At 58.5% G+C, this 11,277-nt stretch carries 9 protein-coding genes and 3 pseudogenes; 9 read left to right on the forward strand and 3 right to left on the reverse strand.

Going from position 1 to position 11,277, the window contains the following annotated elements; genetic code table 11:
* Nucleotides 1-79: 79 nt before the first annotated feature.
* Nucleotides 80-349, forward strand: a pseudogene (locus AC0L2U_RS34375) (transposase); the annotation flags it as partial.
* A gap of 370 nt (nucleotides 350-719) precedes the next feature.
* On the opposite strand, the pseudogene AC0L2U_RS34380 reads toward AC0L2U_RS34375, so the two are convergent.
* Nucleotides 720-1,715 (reverse strand): annotated as a pseudogene (locus AC0L2U_RS34380) (IS110 family RNA-guided transposase).
* Between the two features lie 64 nt (nucleotides 1,716-1,779).
* Here AC0L2U_RS34380 and AC0L2U_RS34385 point away from each other — a divergent pair.
* From AC0L2U_RS34385 to AC0L2U_RS34395, 3 genes and pseudogenes are all read left to right on the forward strand, one after another.
* Nucleotides 1,780-2,351: pseudogene (locus AC0L2U_RS34385) on the forward strand (DDE-type integrase/transposase/recombinase); the annotation flags it as partial.
* Nucleotides 2,352-4,109: 1,758 nt separating this feature from the next.
* Entirely contained in the window at nucleotides 4,110-5,381 is a 1,272-nt protein-coding gene (gene ectB, locus AC0L2U_RS34390; protein WP_473603653.1) for a diaminobutyrate--2-oxoglutarate transaminase, read from the forward strand.
* A gap of 198 nt (nucleotides 5,382-5,579) precedes the next feature.
* Nucleotides 5,580-6,740, forward strand: coding sequence for an amino acid kinase family protein (locus AC0L2U_RS34395; RefSeq protein WP_473603654.1), 1,161 nt, complete (start codon nucleotides 5,580-5,582; stop codon nucleotides 6,738-6,740).
* 196 nt (nucleotides 6,741-6,936) lie between these two features.
* Here AC0L2U_RS34395 and AC0L2U_RS34400 read toward each other — a convergent pair whose 3' ends face one another.
* The gene (locus AC0L2U_RS34400) at nucleotides 6,937-7,173 is read right to left on the reverse strand and encodes a hypothetical protein (RefSeq protein WP_352637554.1); all 237 of its coding nucleotides are present in this window, start codon (nucleotides 7,171-7,173) and stop codon (nucleotides 6,937-6,939) included.
* A 2-nt stretch (nucleotides 7,174-7,175) separates the two neighbouring features.
* Entirely contained in the window at nucleotides 7,176-7,832 is a 657-nt protein-coding gene (gene tnpC, locus AC0L2U_RS34405; protein WP_473603659.1) for an IS66 family transposase, read from the reverse strand.
* A 130-nt stretch (nucleotides 7,833-7,962) separates the two neighbouring features.
* Between tnpC and AC0L2U_RS34410 the strand changes: the two genes are divergently transcribed.
* From AC0L2U_RS34410 to AC0L2U_RS34430, 5 genes are all read left to right on the forward strand, one after another.
* Entirely contained in the window at nucleotides 7,963-9,063 is a 1,101-nt protein-coding gene (locus AC0L2U_RS34410) for a tyrosine-type recombinase/integrase (RefSeq protein ID WP_473603655.1), read from the forward strand.
* Nucleotides 8,952-9,185 carry a tyrosine-type recombinase/integrase gene (locus tag AC0L2U_RS34415; RefSeq protein ID WP_473603660.1) on the forward strand — a complete coding sequence of 78 codons (234 nt, stop codon included), beginning with the start codon at nucleotides 8,952-8,954 and terminating at the stop codon, nucleotides 9,183-9,185. Before AC0L2U_RS34410 ends, AC0L2U_RS34415 begins: the two co-directional genes overlap by 112 nt.
* A complete protein-coding gene (locus tag AC0L2U_RS34420; RefSeq protein ID WP_473603656.1) occupies nucleotides 9,182-9,412 on the forward strand; it encodes a hypothetical protein in 231 nt (76 codons plus the stop codon). Before AC0L2U_RS34415 ends, AC0L2U_RS34420 begins: the two co-directional genes overlap by 4 nt.
* Nucleotides 9,413-9,915: 503 nt before the next feature.
* On the forward strand, nucleotides 9,916-10,125 hold the full coding sequence (locus tag AC0L2U_RS34425; RefSeq protein ID WP_473603657.1) for a hypothetical protein: 210 nt from the start codon (nucleotides 9,916-9,918) through the stop codon (nucleotides 10,123-10,125).
* On the forward strand, nucleotides 10,115-11,110 hold the full coding sequence (locus AC0L2U_RS34430; RefSeq protein ID WP_473603658.1) for a tyrosine-type recombinase/integrase: 996 nt from the start codon (nucleotides 10,115-10,117) through the stop codon (nucleotides 11,108-11,110). The genes AC0L2U_RS34425 and AC0L2U_RS34430 overlap by 11 nt, the downstream gene beginning before the upstream one ends.
* The last annotated feature ends 167 nt before the right edge of the window (nucleotides 11,111-11,277 follow it).

An 11,277-nucleotide genomic window follows, 5' to 3' on the forward strand; every position in this document is an offset into this window, starting at 1 on the left:
GGACCCACGGACACCATCATGCCGGCGGCTGCGTGCCGACCGCGAACAGAAGCAAAGAACCTGCATCGAACGTCACGTCTTGACTGGAGGACACCGAATACATAAGCAGATCATCGCGGTTCTGCGCGAGCATGAAGCGGGTGCGAAGGCGGGCGATCTTGCCCGCAAGCACGGGATCTCCGAGGCGACGGTGTATAACTGGAAGGCCAAGTATGGCGGGATGGACGTCTCCGATGCCAAACGGCTGAAAGCCTTGGAAGACGAGAACGCGAAGCTGAAGAAGCTGCTCGCCGACCCGATGCTGGAAGCCTCGGCACTGCGCGAGCTTCTTTCAAAAATGTATGGTCCGCCCCGTCCGTGCAAGGGTTCGCGACATCGCAAATGACGATTCCAGTTGCATAAATGTATCCGGCCTCTCTCGAGTGGGCTGCGGTTGCAGCCAGGCCATTATGAGATCCGCACACGCCGTTCCCAAAAAATGTATGGTCCGCCCCGTCCGTGCAAGGGTTCGTGTTTTCGCAAATGACGATTCCAGTTGCATAAATGTATCCGGCCTCTCTCGAGTGGGCTGCGGTTGCAGCCAGGCCATGATGAGATCCGCACACGCCGTTCCCAATAAATGGTTCGGGCACGAAGCCCGCTTTTTTGCACAGGACTTACGGCATGTTGATCCACTGTTTCGTCATCCATTCCCGAGCCTTGCAATCGAGCGTGGAGCGTCAGGCGAAGGCAGGGTCTCTGCGTTCGTAGAGGGCTCCAGGCCTGGTCAGCATGACCCAGACGATCCGGGCCATTTTGGCGGCAAGTGCGACGACTGCTATGTTGGGATGCATCCGGGCCTGAAGTCCATCGAGCCAGTTTCCTAGCCGGTCTCTCGTTCGATCAAGATGCCGAAAGCAGGATCGTGCGCCATGCACGAGGAGTTTGTGCACGTAGCGGTTTCCTCGTTTACTGATACCGAGAAGCTTTTGCTTTCCGCCGGTCGAGTATTCCCGCGGCACAAGGCCTAGCCATGCAGCCAAATCGCGGGCTTTCTGGAATTGTCGACCATTGCCGACAGCCGCGAGAAGCGCGGTCGCGCCCAAGGCTCCGATCCCAGGGACTGTCATAAGTCTGCGGGCGACATCTTCACGATCGGCGATCGCCTCGATCTCGCGTGTGACGTCACCAATGCGTTGCTCGAATTGGCGCAGGTCCGTGAACAGGTTTGGCCGGAGACAAATCGTTCGATGAATCTTCGATGGCCTGCGGGAGGTCGAGCTTGAACTGGCCAGCGCCCTGGCGCAGCGCGATCCCGTATTTGAGGCAGAAGGCTCGCATCTGATTGATCAAACGTGTCCTCGTGCCGATCATATGGTCGCGCACACGGTGAAGGGCTTGAAGGTCCGCCTGTTCTTCGCTTTTGATTGCAGCAAACCGCATTGTTGGCCGCGTGGCTGCTTCCGCGATCGCCTCCGCATCGATGATGTCGCTCTTGTTCGACTTGACGTAGGGCTTCACAAATTGCGCAGGGATCAAGCGCACCTTATGTCCGAGCGCCTGTATCTTCCTGGCGATCCACTGAGAGCCGGCGCACGATTCCATCCCGTGTCGCCTCGGAAGCGAACCTTTTGGACAGGCACGCCGTCGCTTCCGAGGCCGACAACGTGGAATATGTTATTACCGATATCAATTCCGTAGACCGAGGCAGGGCGCGGCACATTGCGTTTTGGCATTGCAACCTCCTTCAGTTTGACAGAATCATGATGCGGCAGGAGGGCGAGGCGGACCATCCCATTAATGGTAGGGCCCGCCGCCAAGCGCGAAGCCGACGCGCATCTGCGGGCAGTCATGGGCCTATCGGAGCGTCGGGCCTGTTCCTTCGTCGACGCCGATCGTAAGATGATCCGCACCAGTCTCGCCGAGCGCCAGACGGAGCTGCGTGGTCGGCTGCGTGACCTCGCGAACGAGCGCCGGCGCTTCGGCTATCGACGGCTGTTCATTCTGCTCAGGCGCCAGGGCGAGGCATCGGGGATCAACTGTATCTATCGTCTTTACCGCGAGGAAGGACTGACGGTGCGCAAGCGTCGGGCGCGACGACGAGCCGTCGGCACGCGGGCGCCGATCCTGGTCGAGGCAAGGCCGAATGCGCGCTGGTCGCTGGATTTCGTGCATGACCAGTTCGCCTGCGGCCGGCGCTTCCGCGTGCTCAACATCGTCGACGACGTGACGCGCGATGTTTGGCCGCGATCCCGGACACCTCGATCTCCGGCTGTCGAGTTGCCCGTGAACTGACGGAACTGATCGCTCACCGCAGCAAGCCGGGCATGATCGTCTCCGACCATGGCACCGAGTTCACCTCAAACGCCATCCAGCCCTTTGCCCACCCCTATATTGCGTACCTCAGGATGTCCGGCAATCTGCCAAATAAAGGCCGTCGATGGCTCGCGCGGCCGCCGGTAGGCCGACAATCAACCAACCTCCGACCCGGCATATTCAGCGAGCAGGCAGGTATCGGCGAAATCACTGCAATGCAGGAGCTCGCAATAAAGCGAGTTGCGGTCCATTTGCGGGCACTTGGCAATGAGTTCCCATACCTCGGCAGCATGACATTTTGGTCACATTGAACCCCGATCGACCCGCATTTCAAAAAGCACCGTTTCGTGCGCAAGGTATTTCACAAACGGAACGATTTCGGCACGCATCGTTCGTCGCGAAGAGCTATTTTTAGTTATGCAAGGCTCAAAGAAAGCTCTCGGCGGCGCAGCGGTCATGGCATCGCATGACGACTTCGAGGTAATCGCCGTCGCGGATAGGGGTGGTCATCCGGGTTCGCCGCGCCGAAGGATCAATCGCATTGTAATCCCAGCGCTCATTATCCGTCGGCCTGCAAACTACCGATCTACTCGAACCGTCAGTGATTCGCGTTACCAAATCAAACGCAACCCGGTCCTACAGAATTATTCCCCCTCGTGTCGAAATGTTCTGCAATGTCGCGACATCCGTCCCCGGTTTCGCTCAATATGGTGCCCCAACTCCAGACTTGCAGCAGGGGCTTGCTAGCCCGCTTTTCTCACCGCATCTGGCGTTAGGCGGTGTTTTGGCCTAGTCAGGCGCTGGTATCGCGCCTCGACCTCGAGGATAGACGGTTGGGCGATCTCGGCGGTCTCAGCGTGTTTGGCGAGGATGTATTCGAACCCTGAGCGGGTCATTGCCCGTCCGGCGCTGTTGAGGAACAGCACCGTATCCAAGCATTGCGGGAGGACGGCGGGCCAGGCTTTGACTGCGGCAGTTGTCTTCCGCCACAACGGCAGGACCCGCTCACGCCGGCCCTGCCCATGACGTGGATGCTGGCCGGCGCCCTGGCGTCGAACCTGAGCCGACGAGTTCGGACACTCGCAGCCCTGCGTCGAAGGCGAGATGCAGCATCGCCCAGTCCCGCGTGCCCGAGAGGGTGCGAGGGTCAGGAGCGTTCAGCAAAGCCTGGATCTCGACAAAGGGTCAGAGCGGCGACCAGCCCCTGGTCGAACTTCTTCATCGGGATCGCATGTCATGGGCACGTCCAAGTGCTCGACCTTCAACCGGCAAGGCTTCGTCCCAAGCCGCTGCGCGGCGTAGGGTGACCAGCAGTAGGAAGCTGTAGGCGTACTTCACCGGTGTGCGAACTGGCGCGGCGATCGCGGGGCAGGTGCTCACGGAGAAAGGCTGCGAGAGATGGGGCGAGCGCCGTCATTGCGCTTCTCCACGCTGCAGCGCTTCGCCGGCGTCGGCGATGACGCAGGACGGCGCCGACGGCCTCGAGCCTCGCACCGGCTCGCCGTTGATCACCTCAAAACGCCGCAGCTGCCGCTCAGGCCAAGCGTAAGGTTAAATCCAGACACAAGCCGCTCTCCGATCCCGACACAGAATCGGGAAGCTCGCAGACAGCTCGCATTTCCAAAAGGTCGCCCCGACGTAGCGTTTACTTATAGCCACGACCCTAACTAGAAGAGCCAATACCTCTCGTCGTGGCTGTGGCGATACTACCATCCTAGGTAGGCGCAGAGGCCGAGGTTTTCGCCTAAAACTGCGAAGCCGTCAGAATTCCAATTTGATGCCCTGGGGGCCATCGTTTGGATAAGGGAAAGATTATGGGTCAAGATAGTACCACCAATTCGCTATTTGCCTTCGAAACCCTCGAATCAAACGTGCGGTCGTATTCAAGAACGTTCCCTGCTGTGTTCAGGAAGGCTGCGGGAGCCATTCTCGAGGATGAGAATGGAACGGAGTTTATCGATTTTCTCTCCGGCGCGAGCGTACTCAACTACGGGCACAATGATTCGGATTTGCTAAGCGACGCGAAGCAATACCTCAAGGTAGGTGGCATTATCCATGGACTGGACATGGCTACTTCTGCAAAAAGAGAGTTCATGCAATGTTTTGATGAAACGATTTTGCGCAGGCGTGGCCTGAAATATAAATTTCAGTTCCCCGGCCCCACAGGGGCCAACGCCGTCGAAGCTGGTTTGAAGCTCGCGCGGAAGGTCACCGGGCGGCACAACATAGTTTCATTTACCAACGGATACCATGGGGTGAGCTTGGGCGCGCTTGCGGTAACGGGGAACCGATACTATCGAGATGCAGCAGGTCTGCCATCAGCTGGTGCAGTGTTTATGCCTTACGACGGGTATTGGGGAGCCGACAGGGATACTTCGGAATATCTAGAACAGGTGCTTGCGGATAATAGTAGTGGTGTCGATCTGCCGGCAGCCATCATTCTGGAGACCGTCCAAGCTGAGGGAGGCATCAGGCCTGCGAGCAAGGGATGGCTGCAATCGGTTGAGCGGCTTTGCAGAAAGTATGACATCCTCTTGATTGTTGATGACATTCAGGCAGGTTGCGGACGAACGGGCGATTTTTTCAGCTTTGAATTTGCGGATTTATCGCCAGACATCATTCTGTTGTCCAAGTCCCTCAGTGGCTGCGGACTGCCACTATCCCTTTTGTTGATCAAGCCCGAACTAGATGTTTGGCAGCCAGGCGAACACAGTGGCACGTTTAGAGGCAATAACCTTGCGTTTATAACTGGGACGGCTGCGTTGCGAAAGTATTGGACGAATGAAAAGCTGTCCGATGGCGTTGCGGAAACAGGACGCATTCTGAGCCAGCGCCTTCAGCAGGTTGCTCAAAGCGCAGGTCATAACCTTTCAGTACGCGGAAGGGGCATGATGCTCGGACTCGATTGCAACACAGGCAAACTGGCCGAAGAAATCGTCCGCAGGGCCTTTGAAGATGGACTCGTGGTAGAGCGATGCGGCGCCGATGACCAGGTTATCAAGCTTCTTCCTCCTTTGACGATTGACGGGCAGACACTTCAACGCGGTATCGACATTTTGGACCGTTCTGTGCTCGCAAGCGTCTAAGCGGATCGAGGCCGTGATGCGTGGAGAGGGGGTCATTTCAATTAAATGGCTGCCGAAATCGAAGATGCTACAGGATCACACTGCGAGGCGACCGTCAGGCCCCTTGAGGCGTTCCCGAAAAATTTCAGGGCGGGCCTCGCCGCTTAAAGCATCTCTCATCGCACAATTTGCAAATGCTAACGACGTTATTGGTGGTATATGAACGCGACGGTTTTGAAATTCGGGGGCTCTTCCTTTCTCCATCCTGAAGACTACCGTCGAGTTGCTGGGCACATAGCCGACCGACTGGCAGCTGGCGAACGCAAAATCATTGCCGTGGTCAGCGCGATGTCGGGAATGACTGGCAACCTGAAAGCAGTGATGCTCGACGTCAACAAGCAAGCATCACCATCGAACCTCGATGCAGCACTTGCAACGGGAGAGATGCTCAGTGCCTGCCTTTTGGAGGCAGCTACCAGTCGGCTAGGGATTTCCGTATCGTCTTTGAACGGCTATTCCCTTGGAATCCGCACGAATTCAGACTTCGGCCGTGCGTCAGTAGAAGGCGTAGATGCTGAGCCAATCAAGGCAGCATTGCAGGAGCATGACGTTATCGTTGCCGCTGGCGCCCAGGCAATTAATCAGTCCGGCAGGCTAACGTTTCTGGGCAGAAACAGCTCCGACCTGACAGCTATCGTAATTGCGTCCATGTTAGGAGCGCACGCCTGCGAGATTTACTCGGATGTTCCGGGCGTCTATACGGCAGACCCTTATCTTGTCCCAGGGGCGCAATTGATTCCAGAGATTGCCTATGCGACGATCGCAAAGATGTCGCGACATGGTGCAAAGGTACTGCACCACAGGGCGGTGGAATACGCCGAAAAGCACGCAGTCACCGTTGTTTGCAAATCGCTCAGCAGCGATGGAGTCGCCACGGGCACTATTGTAACTGGCCATGGGGACGCCCGTTCCGTCACAGTGGCTCGCGACGCAGCGGTGATGTCATGCGCCAACATTGCAGAACGCAACAACCTCCGCGCACTTCTGGGGCGGCACGATATCAGCGCCATCTGTGTGGACGACGCGGCCAGCATTTGTGTTATGAGCGACGTTGATTTTGCGATGCAGCTTGTCGCGCGGACAGGCAATCGGCCGGTGTCAATTAAAACACGAGCCGCAGTGACGGAACTCGATTCTTCAGTGTTACGCATCCACTTAGACGGGGATTATGACCGTGCCATTTCCCTAGCGCGCCAAATCCACAAACGCATGTATCCTGCAGCGGTTGGCGCACCATTTCGATCGAGAATGGCTGTACGGCCCTCGGCCTATAGTTCGCCGCTCACTCACGCAAATAGCGCGCCGGGAAATCCGCGGTAACCCTTCGGGTCACATATCTCCAAGGTCTGCCTCGACGGGCACACCGTGTGTCGGTCGCCGTCATCATTGCGGTCGGCCTCAACGCGGACGCGGCGCGAGGAGCTAGAGCACGTCCTGTTATCGATGAATCGATTGTGATGTGACAGTTGCGTTTTGTGCTGATTCAACGTAAGCGCCCGGTCATGACCCGAAGCTTTTACCGGCCATCATTTTGACCTCTGCCGCGATTGGCTTTGTGTTCGCGGATGAAGTCGGTCAGGCATTCGAGGCCGAAGTCTGTGAAGGCGGGGATCTGTTGATCGTCGGGCCCGTAGACCCAGAGGCAACCGTCCTCCGGTTCCATGTCGACATAGACCTCCCACAGCAGCTCGGCGTCCTCGCCGAGCATTTCGGCGGCAAGCGGGAGGGTGTAGACCCGGGTGATCGCGGCCACGGTCAGGCCGCCAGTCTGGTGTCGGATCGGGGGCGCCAGTTCCAGGGGAGAAGCTCGTCGATGCGATTGGCTGGATGGTCGCTGACGCGGCCGATCAGGTCGGCGGGATAGGCCTCCGGATTGATGCCGTTCAACTTACAGGTCTGGATCAGGGTGTAGAAGACCGCGGCGCGCTCGCCGCCGGAGTCCGAGCCAAGGAAGGTCCAGTTGCGTCGTCCAAGCGTCAGGGGGCGGATCGCCCGTTCGGCGGCATTGTTGGTCATCTCGAGACGGCCGTCTTCGGTGAAGCGGCAGAGCGCCTCCCAGCGATTGAGGCTGTAGCGGATGGCCTTGGCGAGGTCCCCCTTGCGGCTGATCCTACCCAGACTGGTCTCCAGGTAATCCTTGAGTTCGGCCAGCAGTGGCACGCTTTGAGCCTGGCGCGCAGCCAGACGAACAGCAGCGCTTCGGCCATTGATCTCGCGCTCGACGGTGAAGATCGCGCCGATCTTGTCCAGCGCCTGACGCGCGATCGGCGATTTGGTCTTAGCGTGCTCGTCGAACAGTTCGCGCCTGGCATGGGCCCAACACGCGACCGGCTCCAGGCGCGGGCGACCGGTGATCGGATCCGGTTCGTAGAGCTTGTCAAAGCCGCTGATATGTTCGCCAGAACATATCAGCGGTTATGTTGCGGCCAGCCATATGTGGTCTTGCTGGCGTATGCCTTTGTCAACTGAGTATTTAGACCTGATTGACGCAACATAAATCGCGAGTTGGGCTGCCGGACCTTTTCTCGTTTGCAGGTTCGCCATGGATCACCCTTCCTTTCCCGACCAAGCCGCTGATGCCCTATTTCTGGAAGTGCCATTCGCTGACGAGCGGAACCGCTATCTGCACCACTGCGCCGCACTCGGAGCGAGACCCGAGGTTCTGAGGGTTAAGCGCCACGAACTCCTGTGGATCGCGCGACATCTCGGTCCGGAGGCCGCAGCCGGCGTCGGCATGGCGGAGTTGTTGCCGATCGCGCAAGCTCGGCAGAATCTTCGGGGTGCGGCTACCGCCGCACGTCGGGTCGTCGATATCGGGCGTCCCTGGCTGAAGTTCCTTGGCTGGTGGCGTGAGCCCACCGTCGTATTGTCGTATCAGGCGCAAGTCGACCGGTATGTTGCCTGGATGCGCGACGAACGCGGATTGACATCGTCAACTGTGGAGCAATGGGGGCGCATAGCCGGCAGATTCTTGCTGTGGTGCGAACAGTCGGACCACCAGCTCAAGGATTTGAAGGCAGAAGACATCGACAACTATATAGCGACCCAAGGGGCCGGACGCTGGGGTCGTGTCTCGATTGCACACACCGTCTCTGCCTTGCACGGATTTCTTCGATACGCGGCAAAGGAGGCTTGGTGCTCAGACCGCCTGGCGACGTCAATGTCGCGGCCTCGGCTTTATCAGCAAGAATCTCTGCCATATGCCCCCGATTGGTCCGACGTCCAAAAGATGTTGGCTGATGTCGATACCGACCGGCCCCGTGACATCCGAGACCGCGCGATCCTAATGTTGCTGGCGGTGTATGGTATGCGGCGTGGCGAAGTAGTCGCATTGCGGCTCGACCAAATCGACTGGGCGGGGCGAACGCTTCGGCTGTTCCGCTTAAAGCGCCGACAAGCCCAGATCTATCCACTGGTGCCTTCTGTTGCTGAAGCATTGGCACGCTACGTGGATACGGTTCGCCCGCCGTCGTCGTGTCAAGAAGTTTTCCTTCGGATGAGGCGCCTCGACAGCCATTGGAAGCTACCAGCATTTATAGCGTCGCCAATCGGCGATTTGTCGCGCTCGGTATTCAAGCGGCGCATCGCGGCGGGCACGCGTTGCGCCATGCCTGTGCAGTTCGCTTGCTCGCCGAGGGGCTGACCATCAAAGAGATCGGCGACCATCTTGGACACCGCAGCACTGCGGCAACAAGTGTCTACGCAAAGGTGAACATGGCAGCTCTTCGCGAAGTCGGCGCCTTCGATTTGGGAGACGTCCTATGAAGCTGATCGACGTCATCGATGCCTACCTGGCCCGGCGACGATCACTGGGCATGCGCTTCGAGTCTGCCGGACGCTTGCTCCATCGCTTCGGGCGAGCAGTCGGCGATCGACTGATCCGCGAGGTAACCCCAGAATCGGTCCTAGATTTCCTCAATGGAGACAAGGGGCCGACGGCAACGTGGGCACTTAAACACAGTGTGCTGAGTGGCCTGTTTAGGTTGCAATAAGCCGTGGATATGTGGATCGCTCGCCTCTGCCGACAGTTCTGCCGCACCTGCCGCCGCCGCAAACGCCGTACGTATATTCGACCGAGGAAGTGCGCCGATTACTGGAGGCAACGTCGACTTTGCGAACGGGCTACAGCCAGCATGTACCCGCGATGTACCGTACAATGATTCTGCTCCTCTACGGAACCGGCATGCGGATCGGCGAGGCCCTGCGCTTGACCTTGCCAGGATGTCGACCTAGTCGAGGAGGTCATCACCATCCGCTGCACCAAACTCTTCAAGACTCGCCTGGTTCCAATTGGACCGAAGCTGTCTGGAGAGCTGGCCGCGCATCTCGATCGTCGTGGCTTGCTACCAATGCCGCAGGGGAGAGCGGCACCCGCTGTTCGCGTCGCGCGGCATTCGAGGATGGACTTATCAGAGTGTCGTCACCATGTTCCAACATGTCCGCCGGGCCGCCGGTATCGAACGCCCGATCGGCGAACCGCGTCCACCACGTATCCATGATCTTCGCCACACAGCGGCCGTCCACCGTGTCGTCGCATGGTATCATTCCGGCCAGGACGTTCAACGATTGCTTCCGCAACTTGCCCTTCCTTGGTCACATCGACATCCGATGGACGCAACGTTATCTGCAAATGACGCCGGAACTCCTGGAGGCGGCCAGCCAACGCTTCGCCCAATATGCGATGGAGGGCAGCCATGAAGAATGAGATGCTCCTCGGACCATGGGTGCGGCGGTTCCTCCTCGAACACCTGGTGGCGGAACGGAACCTGTCCCGAAACACTCAGGCCAGCTACAGCGGCACCCTAATGCTCTTGCTTCCGTTCGCCAGCAATCACGCGGCGCGCGGGATCGATCGAATGTCGGTTGAGGATCTGACACCGTCAATCATTCGTCAGTTCCTTGATCACTTGGAACGCGATCGAAAGTGCAGCGGGGTCACTCGAAACCAGAGGCTGGCAACCATACGCTCATTGGCAAGGTTCATTGGCATGCGCTCGCCGGTCCACATCGCGTGGTCCGGCGAAGTACGAGCGATGCCGTTCAAGAAGACCGCCAAGGCCATGATCGGATATCTTGAGAAGCCGGAGATGGACGCGCTCTTGGCACAACCGGACCGTCGTACGCCTCTCGGCAATCGCGATTACGCTTTGCTTCTGTTCTTGTACAACAGCGGTGCCCGTGCAGATGAAGCGGCGAAGTTGATCGTCGACAATCTGCAGCTGGGCCGGCAATCATCGGTGCGACTACACGGCAAGGGCAACAAGTTCCGAGCATGTCCGTTGTGGCCAGCCACTGCAACGACACTGTCGAGGCTCGTCGAGGGACGTGGCAAACGCGATCCGGTCTTTTTGAACCGGCTCAACATGCCGTTGACGCGGTTCGGGATCCACGGAGTCGTGACCCACTACGCCAAACTGGCGAGCAAAAGAGTGCCGTCGATAGAAACAAAGCGTGTTAGTCCCCACATGATCCGGCATACAACTGCAGTCCACCTGCTGCGCGCTGGCGTCGATATCAACACAATCCGTGCTTGGCTTGGCCATGTGTCTCTCGACACGACGCATATTTACGCTGAAGTCGATATGGAAATGAAGGCGAAGGCGCTTGCTCGGGTCGACATCTCTGACCAACAAGCCACTGTCCCTCAGCGCTCGCTGCCATCCCTGATGGCTTTCCTGAAGGCTGTATAGCGGACGCTGAGTTGAAACTTATGTTGCGGTTAAGGCCGGGGGAATGAACCTTTTTCCGGCCACCGTTACATATGGCTGGCCGCAACATAACCGGCATAGGCGTCGGCGTGCAGGAAGCGGATGCCGGCGCCAGCAGAGCGTGGGCGTGCTCGCCCTTGCGGTCAGGT

This window comes from Mesorhizobium sp. WSM4808 (genome assembly GCF_055811675.1).

Excerpts from the sequence above, each read along its gene's own strand:
- ectB (WP_473603653.1), top strand. The coding sequence starts at position 4,110 with ATGGGTCAAGATAGTACCACCAATTCGCTATTTGCCTTCGAAACCCTC.
- AC0L2U_RS34395 (WP_473603654.1), top strand. The coding sequence starts at position 5,580 with ATGAACGCGACGGTTTTGAAATTCGGGGGCTCTTCCTTTCTCCATCCT.
- AC0L2U_RS34410 (WP_473603655.1), top strand. The coding sequence starts at position 7,963 with ATGGATCACCCTTCCTTTCCCGACCAAGCCGCTGATGCCCTATTTCTG.
- AC0L2U_RS34420 (WP_473603656.1), top strand. The coding sequence starts at position 9,182 with ATGAAGCTGATCGACGTCATCGATGCCTACCTGGCCCGGCGACGATCA.
- AC0L2U_RS34425 (WP_473603657.1), top strand. The coding sequence starts at position 9,916 with ATGATCTTCGCCACACAGCGGCCGTCCACCGTGTCGTCGCATGGTATC.
- AC0L2U_RS34430 (WP_473603658.1), top strand. The coding sequence starts at position 10,115 with ATGAAGAATGAGATGCTCCTCGGACCATGGGTGCGGCGGTTCCTCCTC.